The sequence below is a fragment of the Vibrio kasasachensis genome, assembly GCF_050337565.1.
In the GTDB taxonomy this organism is placed as follows: domain Bacteria; phylum Pseudomonadota; class Gammaproteobacteria; order Enterobacterales; family Vibrionaceae; genus Vibrio; species Vibrio kasasachensis.
The window spans coordinates 1-18,360 of sequence record NZ_JAKJTB010000010.1; the positions used below are offsets into that span (position 1 = coordinate 1).

18 protein-coding genes and 1 other RNA gene are annotated in these 18,360 nt (G+C 39.0%); 11 read left to right on the forward strand and 8 right to left on the reverse strand.

What is annotated here, in order from left to right; all coding sequences use genetic code 11:
• Both L4C38_RS04940 and grpE read right to left on the reverse strand, forming a co-directional pair.
• The coding region (locus L4C38_RS04940; protein ID WP_428796432.1) for an Hsp70 family protein at positions 1–275 on the reverse strand (275 nt) is incomplete at its 3' end.
• Positions 276–603: 328 nt separating this feature from the next.
• Positions 604–1,209, reverse strand: a complete 606-nt coding sequence (gene grpE / locus L4C38_RS04945) for a nucleotide exchange factor GrpE (protein WP_428796433.1) — start codon at positions 1,207–1,209, stop codon at positions 604–606.
• 144 nt (positions 1,210–1,353) lie between these two features.
• Between grpE and nadK the strand changes: the two genes are divergently transcribed.
• Complete coding sequence (nadK, locus tag L4C38_RS04950; protein ID WP_428796434.1) at positions 1,354–2,238, forward strand: NAD(+) kinase; 885 nt, start codon at positions 1,354–1,356, stop codon at positions 2,236–2,238.
• Positions 2,239–2,306: 68 nt separating this feature from the next.
• On the opposite strand, the gene L4C38_RS04955 is transcribed toward nadK, so the two are convergent.
• A complete protein-coding gene (locus L4C38_RS04955) occupies positions 2,307–2,681 on the reverse strand; it encodes a YybH family protein (RefSeq protein WP_428796435.1) in 375 nt (124 codons plus the stop codon).
• Positions 2,682–2,788: 107 nt separating this feature from the next.
• Here L4C38_RS04955 and L4C38_RS04960 point away from each other — a divergent pair, with 107 nt between their 5' ends.
• The 3 genes from L4C38_RS04960 (at position 2,789) to bamE (ending at position 5,983) form a co-directional block, all read left to right on the forward strand.
• Positions 2,789–3,661, forward strand: coding sequence for a LysR family transcriptional regulator (locus tag L4C38_RS04960; protein WP_428796436.1), 873 nt, complete (start codon positions 2,789–2,791; stop codon positions 3,659–3,661).
• 146 nt (positions 3,662–3,807) lie between these two features.
• Positions 3,808–5,472: a DNA repair protein RecN gene (gene recN / locus L4C38_RS04965; protein ID WP_428796437.1), complete on the forward strand. Its 1,665-nt coding sequence runs from the start codon at positions 3,808–3,810 to the stop codon at positions 5,470–5,472.
• Positions 5,473–5,623: 151 nt separating this feature from the next.
• Entirely contained in the window at positions 5,624–5,983 is a 360-nt protein-coding gene (bamE, locus tag L4C38_RS04970; protein WP_428796438.1) for an outer membrane protein assembly factor BamE, read from the forward strand.
• A gap of 68 nt (positions 5,984–6,051) precedes the next feature.
• Here the strand turns inward: bamE and L4C38_RS04975 are convergent, their stop codons facing one another.
• Entirely contained in the window at positions 6,052–6,405 is a 354-nt protein-coding gene (locus tag L4C38_RS04975) for an RnfH family protein (protein ID WP_428796439.1), read from the reverse strand.
• Positions 6,395–6,838, reverse strand: a complete 444-nt coding sequence (locus L4C38_RS04980) for an SRPBCC family protein (protein ID WP_428796440.1) — start codon at positions 6,836–6,838, stop codon at positions 6,395–6,397. Before L4C38_RS04980 ends, L4C38_RS04975 begins: the two co-directional genes overlap by 11 nt.
• A 119-nt stretch (positions 6,839–6,957) precedes the next feature.
• On the opposite strand from L4C38_RS04980, the gene smpB reads away from it, so the two are divergent.
• The 5 genes from smpB to L4C38_RS05005 all read left to right on the forward strand — a co-directional run bounded on the left by smpB (position 6,958) and on the right by L4C38_RS05005 (position 12,570).
• On the forward strand, positions 6,958–7,443 hold the full coding sequence (gene smpB / locus L4C38_RS04985; protein WP_428796441.1) for an SsrA-binding protein SmpB: 486 nt from the start codon (positions 6,958–6,960) through the stop codon (positions 7,441–7,443).
• Between the two features lie 65 nt (positions 7,444–7,508).
• Positions 7,509–7,876: a transfer-messenger RNA gene (gene ssrA / locus L4C38_RS04990) on the forward strand.
• A 97-nt stretch (positions 7,877–7,973) separates the two neighbouring features.
• Positions 7,974–9,245 (forward strand): tyrosine-type recombinase/integrase, encoded by a 1,272-nt coding sequence (locus tag L4C38_RS04995; protein WP_428796442.1) that lies wholly within the window; start codon positions 7,974–7,976, stop codon positions 9,243–9,245.
• 267 nt (positions 9,246–9,512) lie between these two features.
• The gene (locus L4C38_RS05000) at positions 9,513–10,289 is read left to right on the forward strand and encodes a hypothetical protein (protein ID WP_428796443.1); all 777 of its coding nucleotides are present in this window, start codon (positions 9,513–9,515) and stop codon (positions 10,287–10,289) included.
• Complete coding sequence (locus L4C38_RS05005) at positions 10,279–12,570, forward strand: UvrD-helicase domain-containing protein (protein ID WP_428796444.1); 2,292 nt, start codon at positions 10,279–10,281, stop codon at positions 12,568–12,570. Before L4C38_RS05000 ends, L4C38_RS05005 begins: the two co-directional genes overlap by 11 nt.
• Before the next feature lie 89 nt (positions 12,571–12,659).
• Here the strand turns inward: L4C38_RS05005 and L4C38_RS05010 are convergent, their stop codons facing one another.
• Entirely contained in the window at positions 12,660–13,025 is a 366-nt protein-coding gene (locus tag L4C38_RS05010) for a hypothetical protein (protein ID WP_428796445.1), read from the reverse strand.
• Between the two features lie 164 nt (positions 13,026–13,189).
• Between L4C38_RS05010 and L4C38_RS05015 the strand changes: the two genes are divergently transcribed.
• A complete protein-coding gene (locus L4C38_RS05015) occupies positions 13,190–14,041 on the forward strand; it encodes a hypothetical protein (RefSeq protein WP_428796446.1) in 852 nt (283 codons plus the stop codon).
• 59 nt (positions 14,042–14,100) lie between these two features.
• On the opposite strand, the gene L4C38_RS05020 is transcribed toward L4C38_RS05015, so the two are convergent.
• Positions 14,101–15,849, reverse strand: coding sequence for a DUF3987 domain-containing protein (locus L4C38_RS05020; RefSeq protein ID WP_428796447.1), 1,749 nt, complete (start codon positions 15,847–15,849; stop codon positions 14,101–14,103).
• Between the two features lie 141 nt (positions 15,850–15,990).
• Complete coding sequence (locus tag L4C38_RS05025; protein ID WP_428796448.1) at positions 15,991–17,043, reverse strand: site-specific integrase; 1,053 nt, start codon at positions 17,041–17,043, stop codon at positions 15,991–15,993.
• Positions 17,044–17,816: 773 nt separating this feature from the next.
• Between L4C38_RS05025 and L4C38_RS05030 the strand changes: the two genes are divergently transcribed.
• Positions 17,817–18,182 (forward strand): hypothetical protein, encoded by a 366-nt coding sequence (locus tag L4C38_RS05030; RefSeq protein WP_428796449.1) that lies wholly within the window; start codon positions 17,817–17,819, stop codon positions 18,180–18,182.
• Positions 18,183–18,360: the final 178 nt, after the last annotated feature.

The window sequence follows — 18,360 nt, forward strand, 5'->3', positions numbered from 1 at the left end:
ATTTTGTAAGGCATGATTTCGATATCACGCTGAACTTCTTCGTCTTCGAAACGACGACCGATAAGACGCTTAATTGCATATAGCGTGTTAGTTGGGTTTGTCACTGCTTGGCGTTTAGCCGGTTGGCCTACTAGCGTTTCGCTGTCTGTGTAGGCTACAACAGATGCGGTTGTACGCTCGCCTTCCGCGTTTTCAATTACGCGTGGCTTGTTGCCGTCTAAAACAGCAACACAAGAGTTAGTAGTACCTAAGTCAATACCAATGATCTTACCCATCAGGCTATCTCCGAATAAATTCTAATTTTATTTTGCTCTATCCCATATGTGGGGGTAGAGCATTGGGTTTCAACCCTTGCTCACAAACAAACATTTTTATGTTTGCTTCTTGTATGCACCATAGATAAGGGCGCTAAATAACATTTCAAGGGAGTAAAACAAAAAAAATCGTTTTTTTCGCCATTATTTTATTTATGCGCCTATATTGAGATGACCCTCTCGCACTGAAAGCACGCGTCATTTCAATTTTTGCACTATCGCGGCAAAAAAAACGCCCCATCTAAAGACAGAGCGCTGCTTTCTCACACCCTAACAGGGACTGTCGCAATTACTTTGCAACCATCACCATCGCAGGGCGAATCACACGACCGTTTAGCTCATAACCTTTTTGCATTACGAACATCACAGTGTTTGATTCATGATCTGGGCTTTCTTGAATCGACATCGCCTGATGGAATTCAGGGTTGAACGCTTCACCCTCAGGGTTAATTTCTTTTAGACCGAATTTCGCAACTACGCTTGAGAACGTTTTGTGAGTCAACTCGACGCCTTCTAGAAGCGATTTCACAGCTTCGTTTTCGCCATCAGCCGCTGCAATTGCACGTTCTAGATTATCGATAACTGGCAGTAGCTCTTCCGCAAACTTGTTTAAAGCGTATTTACGCGCTTTATCAACTTCTTGCTCTGAACGACGACGCATGTTTTCTACTTCGGCTTTCGCTCGCAATACGCCCTCTTGCTGATCTTTGATTTTCGCTTCGCTTGAAAGTAGAGCCGCTTCTAATTGAGCAATCTTCGATTCTTGCTCATCACGTTCCATCTCTTCATTCCATTCAATATCAGCATCTGTCCCTACTGCTTCTACGTCAGACTCAACCACATTTTCTTGTGATTGCGGTTCTTCTTCTTGGATTTTTTTCTCTTCGTTACTCATGATGTCTCCAGAATTCACGTATTTGTGCCGTAAGCGTGTCACGAATACACGCTATAAATACACAAAAATTCGCATATTTAGCTAACTTGCCATTATTATGGGGATGAAGATTATCGATTCAAGCCTATTTCTGCCGGAAAAGCCATGAAAAAACCTTTTGAAGTGATCGCCATCATTGGTAAACCTCGTGATCAGCAAGCAATTCAAACTCACAAAGAGTTGTATATTTGGCTAATAGCCGAAGGTTACAGCGTGTATATCGACGATCGTTTAAGCGATATCCTCAACGATATCCCCAATGAACATTTTGCGAGCTTAATCCAACTTGGCAAAATTGCTGACCTAGCCATTGTCGTTGGCGGTGATGGCAATATGCTTGGCGCGGCGCGAGTACTCTCAAGATTCGACATTTCAGTGATTGGGGTAAACCGTGGCAATTTAGGCTTTCTAACCGATCTAGACCCTGAAGACTTCCAAACCACCCTAAAAGCAGTTCTTGATGGTGAATTTATCGAAGAGGAACGTTTTCTACTCGAAACTGAAATTCATCGCCACAAACAGATTAAAAGCCACAATACCGCACTAAACGAAGCCGTGCTGCACCCTGGACAAGTCGCCCGAATGATTGAATTCGAAGTGTATATTGATGATAGCTTTGCATTTTCTCAGCGTTCGGATGGGTTAATTATTTCAACGCCAACAGGCTCTACTGCGTATTCGCTATCTGGCGGCGGGCCTATTTTGTCGCCGAGCCTCAATGCTATCTCGCTTGTACCAATGTTCCCCCACACTCTTTCCAGCCGTCCTTTGGTCGTTGACAGCAAGCGCAGAATTAAACTACTCGTCTCGCCTGATAATCGCGGCACGCAAGAGGTAAGCTGTGATGGGCAAGTTTCTTTACCGGTTTCACCGGGAGATGAAATTCATATCTATCAAAGCCCGAATTTTTTGAAACTGATCCATCCGAAAGACTACAGCTACTACCACGTTTTAAGAAATAAACTTGGTTGGTCAAGCAAACTGTTTTAATGTTCGAGCTTAGTTGAAAAAGCAAAAGGGCTGATTTATATCAGCCTTTTCATGCTTAATTCGCTAAATTATCGCTCGCCTAGCACTTCAAAATCATCACTGACTAATCTAGCTTTACCATCATCGTCCACTTGCCATACTTCTTTATGTACAACACCAAAAGCTTGATTCATTGTCCACTTAGCAGAAAGGATATAAGCATTCTCTCCGTGTGCTAACCACTCCACGTCCGTATAGGCAACCTCTTTGAATCCCTTATCCATAATGCCTTGCCAAAATTCTTGGATATGCGCTCTGCCTTCAAATGTGCCGAACGGGCGAGCATGCATAACACAATCTGCGCTGTACTGCTCCGCGCATCCTTTAGTATCTTGATTATTAAATGCCGTTTTCCAATCTTCGATGCCTTTTTTACAAGCAATCAGCACTGCGTTATCTGACATGTTGAACTCCTACTATTTCTATCTGGAATGATGATTAGATTACGCATATTTATTACAATGAAATATAGAAATAATAGAACTCACTGTTTAGATAAAGAGAACAATAGATGAAGAGATTAAGGCAAATGTCGATCTTTGCTCACATTATTGAAGAGGGCTCAGTTTCGGCTGCTGCTGATAAGCTCGATCTATCCAAGTCTGTCGTCAGCCAACACTTAAAAACGCTTGAGCAAGATTTAGGCGTAACATTATTAAAAAGAACAACTCGACGCCAAACTCTCACTCAAATGGGCGAGCAATTTTACTTAAGTTGCAAAAATATCAACTCAATTGCTACTGTGGCATGGGAGACAGCACAACAAAACCAGGCTGAGCCCCAAGGGCGCATTCGAATTACTGCACCACACGCCTTAATGGACACATTAGTCGCTCCGGTCATTGCCGACTTGATGCGGCAATATCCCAAACTCCAACCAGAATTAATCAATGATGATCAACACCTCGACGTCATGGAGCATGATATTGATCTCGCCATCAGAGTTGGGGCATCACCCGATAGTAATTTAAAACAAAAACGTATTGGCGAGTTTCGTGATGTGCTCTGTGGCACCGCTGAAATGCAATATCACGACATCAGTTCGCTGCCCTATATTGCCAACTCATGGCAAGGAAAAAGCTTTGAACATAAGTTTCACTCAAACAATGGCTCGCAATTACTTTTTACTAGTGAAGCTAACTGCATCAGCAACTCTTTCCATAGTTGCTTAGCTCTCATTCAAGCAAGTGCGGGCATTGGCATAATCCCCGATTTCTATTTGGCACAAATGAGCCCGAAACTTATTAACTTGATGCCAGAAATGTCACTGCCACTTAATACCGTTTATGCACTGAATTCGTTTTCAAACCATCCGCCATTGGTGATTCAGATTTGTGTCGAAGCTCTAGCATTACGGCTAACAAACAACGACTTGCATCAATAATGTTCAATTTAGGCAATAACCTATGTAAGCAAAGCAGATAAAACTCAACTTTCCTCACAAAAATATTATCACCCACCTTTACTGTATAAAGAAACAGTATATACTGAATCTATATACAGTATTGTTCATTTAGACAGGTAATTAAAATGCTGGCTCATCTGAGTGTGAATAATTTCGCTATTGTTAAATCGTTGCAGCTCGAACTTTCCAAGGGTATGACCACCATAACCGGTGAAACAGGCGCTGGTAAGTCCATCGCTATTGATGCCCTTGGGCTATGTTTAGGCGGTCGCGCTGAAGCCTCGATGGTACGTCAAGGTGAAGAAAAAACCGAAGTGAGTGCCGCTTTTTCACTCGATAACAATATTCACGCCACTCGTTGGTTAGAAGATAACGACCTACTAGATAGCAATGACTGCATTTTGCGTCGCATCATTAGTAAAGACGGACGCTCGCGCGCCTTTATTAACGGTAGCCCCGTCCCCCTCTCACAACTCAAATCTTTGGGGCAACGGCTGATCAACATCCACGGCCAGCACGCACATCACCAGTTAATGAAAAGTGACTATCAGCTTGCGATGCTCGATCAATATGCTGGGCATCTCAACCTACTGAAAAACACTCGTAACGCTTACCAAACGTGGCGTCAAGCAGATAACAATCTAAAGCAGCTGCGAGAAAATAGCGCTCAGAATCAGGCACAAAAACAGCTATTGGAATACCAAATCAAAGAACTTAACGAACTTTCGCTTGGTGGGGAGGAGTATGAAGAACTCGAACAAGAGCACAAACGCCTGTCCAATAGCGGCGAGCTTGCCTCCACCTGCCAACAAGCTATCGAGCTTATTTACGAAGGTGAAGAAGTTAATGCGCTTGGTATTTTGCAATCAGCCAATAACTCCCTAATTCAACTCGCAGAATTAGACGATCAACTGACAGAACTGCCTAAGATGTTGGCAGAAGCCATCATTCAGATTGAAGAAGCGAATAATGAACTGCGCATTTATCTTGAGAATATCGACGTTGATCCTTCTCGAATGGCATTTGTAGAGGAGCGTTTTTCTAAAGTGATGGCAATCTCACGCAAGCATCAAGTGCTTCCTGAAGAGCTATACCAACATCACCAAGATTTGTTGGCACTGATTGAACAACTCGATTGCTCTGACGAAAAACTCGAAGAACTGGCACAAAGTGTTGAAGCAAATTATCAGGCATTTCTCGCGAGTGCAGAAAAACTGCACAAATCTCGTCAACGCTATGCGAAAGAGCTCAATAAATTGATCTCAGCCAGCATGCATGAATTAAGCATGGAAAAAGCACAATTCAGTATTGAAGTGAATAACGAAGGTACTCATCCATCACCATTGGGGGTAGATAGCGTGTGCTTTATGGTTTCAACCAATCCAGGCCAGCCAATGCAGCCAATTGCTAAAGTAGCGTCAGGTGGTGAACTATCTCGAATTTCTCTGGCTATTCAGGTAATCACAGCACAAAAAGTTGATACACCTAGCTTAATTTTCGATGAAGTTGACGTGGGCATCAGTGGACCAACAGCAGCCGTTGTTGGAAAAATGCTGCGCAAGCTTGGCGAATCAACTCAGGTATTGTGTGTCACGCATTTACCGCAAGTCGCAGGTTATGGGCATCAGCAGCTATTTGTAGCAAAACAAACCAAAGCAGGTAAAACCGAAACGCAAATGAACCAGCTCGGTGAAGACCAGCGCGTAGCAGAACTTGCTCGCCTACTTGGCGGTAGCCAGATAACGGAATCAACATTAGCCAATGCACGTGAACTGCTTGTTGCTGCATAAATACTTTTTTTTTGATAATTACGTATCGACTTTGCAACCTAATTCAAAATTCATGGTCTGAAATAATTCAAAACAAGATGAGCTTTTTACATTAGGCGCAAGCTTGTTTATTATCAGCTCAGTTTAAATGGACAGTTACAAGAATTTGAGTATGCAATTGAAAAAGTGGCTTATCGCAATACCACTCGCCATGACGATGCTGACAGGGTGTTCGTTAATAGAGAAGTTGGTGTATCGTATTGATATCAACCAAGGCAACTACGTCGAGCAGGAAGCCGTAAATAAGTTGAAGTTTGGTATGAGCAAAGAGCAAGTGCGCTTCGTACTGGGCTCGCCGATGTTAGTAGAAAATGGGTACCCAGATACTTGGTATTACATCTACCATCATACCGACGGTCACAAAGAATCAATTCAGCGTAACCTGATTGCAGACTTTGATGAACAAGATCGCTTGGTTGAAGTGACAGGTGACTACCCTTTAAGTGATGCCTTTTTTGAAAGCATCAATTAGTCTCCGTTCCTGCTATGAATCAAAAAGGCTCGCATAATGCGAGCCTTTCATATTTTTAAGCCAACTAACTAGCCATTTTTACGCATGGCATTGGGCTTACCACCGGTAACCGGATCAGCCCCGCCAGTTGCTTTTGCTTGTTCGGCGCGCTTACGGCGAATCTCTTTGGGATCAGCTAACAGCGGGCGATAGATTTCAATTCGGTCGCCATCACGAATCGTGGCGTCTAAACGCACATTGCGGCTATAAACCCCCACTTTATTCACTTTTAAATCAACTTCAGGGTACAGCTCTAGTACACCTGACTGCGCAATAATGGCTTCTACCGTCATCGCCTTATTCACGACCAAAGTAAACACTCGCTGCTCTAGTGGCAATGCATATACCACCTCAACATGAATCATATCCGACTCAATACTCATAACACTCGTACACCTGTTTCGCGCGTTTGGTAAAAGCGTTAACCATGTTGCCGGTCAACTCATGGAAAATTTTGCCAAAAGCCATTTCAATCATCTTGCTAGAAAATTCAAACTCCAACTTTAGCTCAACTTTACAAGCTTGCTCATCAAGTGCCGTGAAGAACCAACCGCCCCTTAGGGTTTTAAACGGACCATCGACAAGGCTCATTATAATCGCCTCCCCTTCTACCAATTCGTTTGATGTAGTAAAGGTCTTACTGATCCCGGCTTTAGAGACATCTACCGAAGCAACCATACCAGCCGCGCTCGCTTCAAGAACTCGCGAACCCGAACACCCAGGAAGAAATTCTGGATAACTGGCAACATCGTTAATTAGATCAAACATCTGCTCAGCACTAAATGACACCAACGCAGAACGAGTGACTTGCTTCATATATTCTCCTACTTCACCAACAACCTGGCACTTAACTTTATGCAATTTTACTTTTATTTGCGGTTAGCGCAAATAAAGGGATATGCTAACCCCATTGTGCACCGTATAATGTAGCGATTATGGCAAAGAAAAATTCAAAACAAAAAGCGGGTAGCAATACCATTGCGCTTAACAAGAAAGCTCGCCACGAATACTTCATTGATGATGAAATTGAAGCTGGCTTGGAGCTACAAGGCTGGGAAGTAAAAGCACTTCGCCAAGGAAAAGCTAATATCGCGGAAAGCTACGTGTTCATGCGAAACGGCGAAGCCTTTATCAGCGGAATGTCTATCATCCCTCTCAATCAGGCATCAACTCATGTTGTCGCTGACCCTACGCGTGTACGTAAGCTATTGATGAGCCGTCGTGAACTCGACAACCTAACAGGTCGTATTAACCGTGAAGGTATGACTCTGGCTGCTTTGGCGCTTTACTGGGTTAACTCTTGGGTAAAAATCAAAGTCGGCGTAGCAAAAGGTAAAAAACTGCACGACAAACGTACTGATCAGAAAGAAAAAGATTGGGCTCGTGAGAAATCTCGCGTAATGAAGAGCTCATTGCGTTAAACTTGACCACTTAGACGCAGAGTACTAGACAGGTTCAACTTTTCTGATACTATGCTCAAACACTTGGGGCTGATTCAGGATTCGACGGGAATTCAGAAGTCTGAGGTGCATGCCGAGGTGCGGTAGGCCTCGTTAATAAACCGCAAAAAAATAGTCGCAAACGACGAAAACTACGCACTAGCAGCTTAATAACCTGCCAAGAGCCTCTTTGCCCTAGCTTCCGCTTGTAAGACGGGGAACAACAAAGAGTCAAACCCAAACTAGCTAGATCGGATTCTCCCGCCTGAGAGATGAAGTTCGAATTATAATTCAGGATAGTCATTTACTAGCGTGTCGGTTCGCAGGTGGATGGTGAATTTAAAGATCGACTAAGCATGTAGTACCAATGATGAAAGGTTTTCGGACGCGGGTTCAACTCCCGCCAGCTCCACCAAACGTTTGGAAAAGGCGGTAAATCACTGATTTACCGCCTTTTTTATATTTTCAAGTTAGCTTTTTGACTGTTTGGTACTAAAACTAGGTACTAAAACATGCGTGGTCTAAAAATATCAAAGACTGGTAACTGGCTATTCAGATATCAAATTCCTCTACGCCATCGACACCTTTTCAACGACAAGTACGAAATTAAGCGCTCTCTTCGTACATCCGACAAACAAGTTGCATTAGTTAAAGCATTACAACTAGAGCTAGAAATCCGCATTTCGATACAGAACAGCACGCCTCTATCTACACCTAAAACAGAATCTCATATACCTGAGAGACCTGCATCACCTGCATTTTTAATTCCGAAAGCAAAAACAACATCACGAGACCCTTTCAAGTGTCTCGAAAAGTACAGAGATTCCAAACAAGACCTCGTTAACCCGAAAACAATTGATATGGCTTATGCGAAGTGTCATATCGTGCTGACACTACTCGGAACTAAGGGCATAAAAGATATCCGTCGACTTCAGGCGGAAGAAGCACGTACCTTACTGAGCCAATATCCGGTCAACGCGACCAAACATAAGCAATTTAGTGGGATGAAAGGTCAGCAGCTAATAGAAGCTAATAAAAAACATAAACTCCCAACCCTAAGCACTGAGAGCGTCAAAGATTACATACAAAAATGTTCGTCGTTTTTTGAGTGGTGTTTGCAGATGGAAATGACGGACATCAACCCATTTAAGGGAATGAGATTCAAGAAAACCCGCAAGGACAGCGAAGCCAAAAACGCCTATAGCCATACTGACCTTAAGAAACTGTTCAACACAGAGATCCATACCCAGAAGAAGTATAAACATCCTCATTACTACTGGCTGCCACTTCTGGGCTTATACACTGGCGCACGTTTGAACGAGCTCTGTCAGCTCTACCGCCAAGATATATGTAGCAAAGAGGGGGTATGGGTAATCAAGATTGACGATAAGCTTGAGGGTCAACGACTCAAAAACAACAGTAGCCGAAGATTGATCCCAATTCATCACAAGCTTTTAGAACTTGGTTTTATTGACTTCATCAACAGCGTACAACATGAACGTATCTTCCCTGCTTTGAAACAAGAACGTGATGGTTTTGGCACAGCAGCTTCCAAATGGTTTGGGCGCTTTAAAAGCAAGCTAGGATTTGAACGAGGGTATGACTTTCACTCATTTAGGCACACAGTCGCAACTCAACTAAAACATGCCGAAGTTTCTTCCGTTCTCGCTGGTGAGCTTCTAGGACATTCTCAAAACAACATCACTTATGATAGATATGGCAAAGGTATGAATCTTAAAAAATTAAAACAGGCAATTAACATGATTAGGATCCCAAATAACTAATTTTTTTGTCCATTTTGCATTATCGCCAATTATTGGCTCAATTGTAGTTGAACACGAAACATTCGCGATTCAAACGCTCCAACAAGTACCTCACTCGTATTCATAGATTTTTTAATATCAACTTTTGTGTGATTTAGAACGGTGCAGCCAAATATCAACTCATGCTATTATATATATATATAGTTGATTTTATTGATAATATTGATAATTACTCGAGTGAGTAAGCATCTTCTACAGGCCTACAGCTTAAAATAATAAAGGAAAAGAATGAGAGAACTTCTTGCTCACCCAAGTTCTGAAGAGTTTACTCAAGGCAGTATCTTTGAAGGTCTAAACCTAAACCAAGATCATTCACATGGCATAGTTGTCACAGCGAGATGTGACATCGCGAATGGTAAGGCAAGGAACATATTATGCTTACCTGTCTATAAAGCTGAAGATTGGATAAAGAATCAAGGCAATGAGATAATTTATAGAAAACTTGAGAATAAACTTGAAAATAAACTAAAAACTGAGTTTTCTAATTTTAAAATTTCTATTGAGCTCTTATCAACCTATCCGATAACAAGCATAAAAGGCGTTATCGATGATAATAAAGGAAAAAAAAGCACCGAAGATGTATATAAATTACTTGATATGTATGAGAAAAAATCTTGCGATTACTCTTTAAAGTTTGTTTCAGATGAGAGAAATAACCTTGTTTCATCCATAATAAAAAACCAAGAAGCATCTATTTACTTCTTAGAACAGATTGAATTAGATAAAGTTCTTGAACCTTATATTGTTGATCTATCAGATCCAGTTTCCATACCATTTCCTGTAGCAATAAAACTACTACGTGGCATAAATAAGAAGTCTATCGATAATACTATCAGTCAGTACTTAACTGTTTACAAAGGTGAAATCTCGTACATATCAGAATTGAAGTCACCATATATTGAGCATCTACTACAAAAATTTTCAACGTTCTATAGCCGAATCGGAACAGAAGATATAGAAAAAGACGCTGAACAAATTTTAAAGGAAAAATTAAATGACATATGATTTCATCTGCATTACACACAATGCAACAAAGTCAATTATTCAAGCTCGAGATCTACAGAGTGTAGACTTTGATAGTTCATCCTTTATTGTAGATATTGCAAATGGTGTTTTTCCTACGGTTATTGATGACAACTTACCTATATACTGTGTTATTGAAAATAAAGGCATCTATATTATCCATGACGAAGACACATATCTACCAGAAAGAAACACCGTCACTCTAGATTTCAAGACTCTTTCATTTAAAGACATAGATGACAATATGAAAATCACGTGCATTCAAAAAGCACTGAGATTTTGCATAAAATATTGGGATAATTTGTCTTATAGTTCATCAGAGATGATACCTCTAGATTCAACTAAAGGGGTAATTTTTCCATTCCCAACTAAGAATGGTAGTGCATACAAAATCATTGCTGAATTAGCACCTTTTAAAGACAAAGCTAATAAAGAGAAAAAATTTAAAGGCAAACATATTTGCTTCTATAAATTTGACCAAACCTCGGGGGCTAAACGAAGAGACGAATGCGAGGTTGGGAATCTTAAAAAAGCGTTGGATGGTATATTTAATGTAGGTACTTTCAAACAACTAAACAAAGAAAAAATTCAGAACAATATAGACAACATCGGGGCAATTGCTCTTGATGAAAAAGAATTAGTTAATACGACAGCACTATTAGGAAGAGAAAACCCGTTTGAGTACCTATCTGACAAGCAGCTATCTTTCGTCGAAGCGGATTGGAACCACCCAGCCAGAGTTCATGGTCCTGCAGGGACAGGAAAGACTATATGCTTAGTATTAAAAGCTCTAAAAACTGCATCTGAAGGTGGAGATAAGTTAAAAATACTCTTTATAGTGCCAAGTACATCGGTAAGAAATACAGTAGAGTACTTCCTAAAAGTAACTGCAAGTTCTTCTAAAATTTTTAGTACATCATCAATATCCAAAATAAAAGTAAGAACTATACAACAAGTCTGTATGGATTTGTTAGGTAGTGACATTAGTGATACTGAGCTACTCGATGAGGATAGCTATGAAGCTAAGCAAACTCAGTTAATTTATATTATGGAAATAGTTGATAATATAAAAACAAATCTAAAATCGCACAAACAACTGATATCTAGTGAGCTTTATTCAATATTTGAAAACGAGGATGTGCTAGCTCTTTCTGAATTGCTTATGCATGAGTTTGGCGTAGCAATAAAGGGAAGATGTAACAGTTTAAAAGATGAGTACATTAATAAGAAATGTGAACACTTCTGCCTGCCAACAAGTAATGACAATGACAAATACTTTATATTTAAATTATTTGAAGAATATCAATTAAAGTTAGATCAGCTTGGGCAATTTGATCCTGATGATATAGCCATTTCTGCAATTGGAAAGCTAGAGTCACCTCTTTGGAAAAGACGAAGAAATACCGAGGCCTACGATTTCATATGTGCTGACGAACTGCATTTATTAAATTTTAATGAGCTAAGTATTATTCACTTCCTAACAAAAAACGTGAATAGTGCTCCAATATCATTTGCGGTAGATGCTACGCAAGCAATTGGAGACATTGCTTGGAAAAATGAATCTATTCTGAGGTACTTAAGCATTGAAAAATTTTCTAACACAGAAGAACAAGCTAATCTTACAGCAGTATTCAGATGCTCAGCGAGCATTACAAGGTTAGCCTCAATGATTACAAGTTCTGGTACATCCCTATTTACAAACTTCATTGATCCATTAGCACACGCATCTGAAATCCAAAATGAGTTAGAGGAATATCATCCAGAATATATTTTATATGATGAGTCGAGTTTATCTTTGCATCACAAAGCTATTAATTTAGCAAATGGCATACAAAGTGAACTGAACTGTATGAAGCATAAAATTGTTATTATTTACTTTGACCGTTTACTTTTTGAAGAAGCTAAAGAAGAGTTTAATCGATGCAATAAAACCGTTAGCTGTTTGCTTGAGAGGGGAGACATTGAGGTCATCGAACAGGCAAAGAAAAAGAATGATTTTGTTATGGCAATGGCTGATTATGTCGGTGGTCTTGAGTTTGATGCGGTAGTCCTAGTTGGTGTCGACCAAGGGCGTTTGCCAAGAGAAGATCGTGCGGTTAGCAGTACTAGTAAAACTTTCCAGAACTATACTGCTCACAATAGAATGTATGTAGCAATCACTCGAGCAATGAAAGTTGTTAAAGTGTTAGGAGATTCACGCAGAGGTGAAAGCTCAATACTTTCTAGTGCTATCAAAGAAAATGTAATTACTGTGAGCAGTTAATTTTCTTTCTAGATGCCCGCATGTAGAAATGACAACGCCTGCGGCAGCTATATGAAACCTAACCCATCTTTCGATGGGTTAGATTAGCCCTAAAAACGTCTCAAATCTGGCTTTGGTGATGCAGCTACCAATTTGAGAACAATACTTTCTAGTATTTGTTTCGCTTTAGCCTCATTATCATCTTTTATCATTTCAGAATTCATAGGAATATCATTCCCGTCTATTTGATCCGTTAACATAATAGCTGTTAAATGAATATCAACCACCAGACACAACCACTTATATTTATTTGCCCGATCTTTTACATCTTGCTCATTAATAAAACCAACATTTTCACAGTGTTGAATAATTATTGATAATATATCTTTATAGCGGCGGTCCCTACGAGCTAATTCTTTAGCTTCATCTAACTTTACATCGTCGATGGTTGAATTTAACTTATCTAAAAAATTCATAATATTTATTCAGATAATAGTTATTCTAAAAGGCTAAATCAAGGGGCTTGGGGATATTTCCCCAACAAGTGGATCAATAGCGAAGCAATTGTCCTATCTTGAACTCTAGTGCAGTAGATATATTTGATTTTCATTTTCACAGTTAATATAACTAAAATAAAATCATGATAAAAAACTGGACAGTAGTCACTCAAGCTGTGAAGTATGGAAGTAAGGGTGTCGCTTGCAGAGAAAGATATATCACATCAACAAAACATCCAAATCATGCAAATACAACCGAAATATTTTCAATAATTGGGAATGAGCATACATCTAAGTATATAGCACTTATCGGTGAGCAATATCGATTGCGCCAGCAAATGGGTCATAAAGCGGGTCGTCACCTGTCATCATATGCCATGGAATACTGCTTAACTCTGCCTAAGGGCGTTGAACTATCCAACGAACAGTGGGGGGAAATCATCGCGTACTGTTGCAAATCAATATTTCAACTTTGTGATTTAACTAATGAAGACGAGTTTTATTTCAAGAAAAACATTAGAGCTGTTATACACCGACAAAACCAAGAAAACAAAATGGGGAGTGGTGATCATGTCCATTTAATTGTTGGGAAAGTTATAGCGGGGAGGAACACCAGAGTATTAAAAGAACTTCAACAGAAAAAAGCAACCAAAGTATTAAAGACCGCTTTCAACATCGCCGTATTAAAACATGCTGGATTAAATTGTCGTGATTACACTCCATCCGAAATGAATAAATCAAAAAAGCTTGAGACTTGGAAGTATCACTATAATAAAAACTTAGAAAATGAAAAAACGATCGTTAAGATGCAAAGCCAAATAGATAAATGGTTCATTGCCCACAATGAAAATAACAGTCGACAACTAAATCGCCAGTTTAATCGTATAACTAAAACCTATTTAACGTTAAATAAGTCAAACCTAGCTAACATAGTAAAAATAGAAGATAGCATTAGAACCATTGAAAAGATCTCTAATAGAAAAATAATTCACTAAATATAAACCTGCAACACCTGTATCAAGATCTTGCAGGTATTGCAGGTTGCTTTTGTTACTTAACAATACTCTGGATGAACTAGATATATTTTTCGAGGTTGTAAAACTAGCTTAATATACCCTTTATTTTCTAACTCCAGTAGAGCTCTATCACGATCATTCCGATTGGTCAGTCCTTTCCAGCATTTTTGACTCAACTGTTGCTTTGTAAACGATCCGTCAAACTTAGACAGGTTAGCTAGTAAGGAACTTACACTTGCATCGCCCTCTCCTTGGGTCAGTGAACGTATTTTACGGGAGTGTGATCTTAGATATCTCAACCACTTAAACGCCATTCTTAAGGCTTCTTGATCGACTAGTGATTTTCCAACTAACGATGCATCAGGGTCTTGTTCTCCATTGATGGCAACTTGAAGAACAAGAGCAATCTTAGCTACCATTGCAGGATACTTAATCTCAATTGATTGCTCTTCGCTTGAAAGCTCTCCCATCGACGAATAGAAGTTTTCAGACCATTTATCCCATAGTTCCTGAGCTTCTGGAGCAAAGTTGAAACAATGATGCTCATCTTCCGCTAACTTTGCCACACGAGAAAAAAGCTCATTTACAATATCTTTTGACTCTGGCGATACAGATAAATCTGTATATTCTGTTTGACCATCATCAGGCCAAACTGCAAGTTGAAATCTCTCAAACAGACCATCATCAACACGCCCGCTTTCCCGATCATGCAGAATAGGTAAAAGAACCTTAGGTTGAATAGCACCCAGAATATTTAAGTGTACACTTTCTAGTACTACTTTCTCTCTGCCGACTCTTTCTTGTGTGTATGGTGAACCTGAAGCATTAAATCCCTCAAGAAACAACGCTCGCTCTTGCTCTCGCCCTTGTTTATTCATCGAAGCAAAGAATCCTGATAGTTCATCTCTAAATTGCAGTACGCCTAAATTATTGTCCGCAAGCCTAATTAAGAGTGCTTCAGGTGTCGCATCATTAACGATCACATCTCGTTTCGCTATATTCATTCTAGTAAGTGACGCAATCTCTTCGATCAGCATTTCTGCTGTTTTTGAATCATTCTCTTCTAAAGCTTCACTAAGTTGAGCTTTTAAATTAGTTTCCTTTTTATCAACAATTTCATTCAATGCATCTTGCTTCTTTTGATTTTTTAAGTTTGTCACATTGATTACTTTTTGCTGAGCATAATACAAGGGCTCCATCCCCCTATTCATCATCGGTGTTTTATATCGAGATGGTCCACCAATAATCATCCCCCATAAAGTTGGCTTAACTTTCCAACCTTTATCATTTTTCTTTGGTGCAATAGACATTGTACCTCCAATTAAACTAGCTAAAGCGACAACCAAAGAAACAGCCAAATAATCTAATGGCGAGTTGTTCAACGATTTAGAAAATTCATGGATGTATTTCCATAGACTCGATGGAACCATTCCTTTATCAAACTCTATTGGTGAAAATCTCTTCAATGTAACGGGTTCAGGAGTATGCCATTCAACAATAGAATCTGGGCTATCATTTTGACAACTCCCCTGAACTGGCATAGACATAACACGTTTATTGAGATAGTTCATTTCTTCATATTCATATAACTCTTTCTGTTCTTGAGTATAATATCTCAGCATTTCTTCTTCTGGATATTCACATTTAACATCGCGTGTGATTTTTTCATTTTCTTCTGAATTTGTTTCACAAGGAATTACAGTCGTTGACTTTAAAATAAACGAATTACTGCCAGCAGTAAAAATTGAACCTTTTAGAAATTTAAAAATGTTAATAGCACACCTCATGTTTTAGTACGTAAAAATAACCATACAAATATTTAAACTCCTAGATTAACTATAAGCAATTAAGTTTTTAAATATATTGCAATGAAATTTTGGGTGTAATAATCCACAGGAGTTACACCCAAAAGAAATAAATTTAAATATTTATCGAGAGAGAATTTTGGTTAACTTTTTAAACCTGTATTTAATGACCATCTTTTTCACTGACTTAGAAGAATGCTTATCCATTAGATTTTTTACTGTCTTCACTGACATACTTCCCCCATAACGACCATAAGTTTCTTTTTCATATCCATGCCCAACAAGTTCAGCAGTAATGAATTCTTCAACTTTAGCTTGTTTCATTTTGTCGATGAAATAATGTCTAAATGAATGAAAGTCTCTATCTTTACCAAAGTCCCATTGTTTTTTATAGCCTGAAAACCATTTAGAAACATTTCTTGAATAACCATCCAATTCATAGTATTTCAACTCAGGAAATAAGCGCTCATTGCAAGATTCAACATACTCAATGAACCCTAGCTTAATCAACGTTTTCGGAATAGGAATAGTTCTAGGTGCATTTTTGTTTTTTAGCCTCTGGTCACTCCGATCACAAGACACGTCAATACACCAAACACCGTCATTTCTTACTATATTGCTTCGGTAAAGTTGAGAAATTTCATTCTGTCTCATTCCCATCTCAATCGCGATTAACACGATCCATTTTAAGTAGTTATGATTATCTTCAAATATGTCACTTCTTAAAACTTCCTTAATCTGCTTCTCACTAAAAGGAATTCGTTGCGCATTGTCCTTTACACCATTTTTTTTAGGTTTTAATTCTTTAAAGTAATCATGCTTAATTAAACCTTGTGAGTGCAACCACCCAGAAAAGTTCCTAATGCTTCTAACATATCTTTCAGCAGTTGATTCACTAATTCTATCCACTCCAAGTAAGTCCGCTTTTTCTAATAACTCTTTACCATTTAAACCATAGAACATTTTATTTTTCGTCAAATTTTTAGGTAATGAATAGATCGCATAATAAACTTCTCTACAGTCATTACTATTCCAAAGAAAGAAATTTTTTTTACTCAACCTAACTGCATTTCTTATTGCAGCCCCTAAAGAATTCACAGTCTTTTTATTTACACCTTGGAAATCTTTATAAGCTACAAAAATATCAAGGTACTCATCTATGTTTTTATTAATCATGTTCAATCATCCAATGTCTCTTGGGATGAAATAATACGTATCAAAGATTTATGCGCAAGCGTCAAAAATTCATAATATTGTACAAACAATGCGCAAATATCACATTTTCAATTCTTAACCCTCTATTTCGATAAGGAAAAATACATCTACTTTTCAAGGTGGAAACTTACCATAAATGTGATGCATATCACGTTCGATATTTCTATAACGCCATGAAAATCAACAACTTATTACCACAATGAACAAAATGGTAAACACTTTTTCTTTTCCTCGTTACTCTTTCATGTCTAAGTGCAAGATTTTCGTGAAACTCAAAACCATCAACCTGCATAACCTGCCACACAGGGAGTTGAACTGGCGTCGAGAGTTTTATTGAATGGGGTGGTATCGAAATACTTCATAGAGGCGTCGTATGACGCCTATCATTTGGTAGTTTGGGATTGTAGACTCTTGAAAACAGTGCTAGATTTAGGCACTAAATATGGCTTTACCATCCAGTTAAACCGTTGATTTAAAAACAATTTGCTAGAGATTGGCGACTCCCGCCAGCTCCACCAAACGTTTGGAAAGGACCAACTCGAAAGAGTTGGTCCTTTTTTATGCGTCATACCAAGCTGAACGCCATTTATTTCTCTTCAAACTCCCCCACGCAGAAAGTCGATGTATGATATTCATCACATAGAAAGCGTACCTCTCAATGGTAAAATACATAACGTCGAAAACAGGCTGTTTTTTACGCCTAGGATCATATCCACTGTCGCTGAGGGAGTTATATGGGAACCTATACAGAAGTACTTTTACGTACAAAGTTAAAATACAACCTCGAAAGTGATATCGAAAGCGTGTTCAATTTTTTGTTTAATAATGGTGATAAACCTACTGCCATACCAAATCACAGCTTCTTTGAGTGCAGGAATTGGCAGAGGTTTGGTCGATGCAGCTACTCTAATTTCCAAACATTTAGCTATATCAATGATGGGTATCTTTGTAGCAGATTTGACGTAAAAGTAGTCGCTCAAGATATACATAAATTTCTCGACTGGATCGAACCATACATTGATAAAAATGAACAAGATTATGTTTGTATTGGCTGGTACTGGTATGAGGAAGAACAGCAACCCGAGCTGGTTTTTGTATAAATGATGGTGCCCAAGTTACTTTACTAGTTTTAATATTAATCAAAGTAAATTGAAAACAATTGTCTCGACTACAACCGGGTAGCAAATGCAGCCTCGGTAGTCTCTCCTCCTCATCAACATTGCTTGAAAAAATCTAGCACTCACACATCACACAAAGTCGAGACAACTTAGGTAGCAT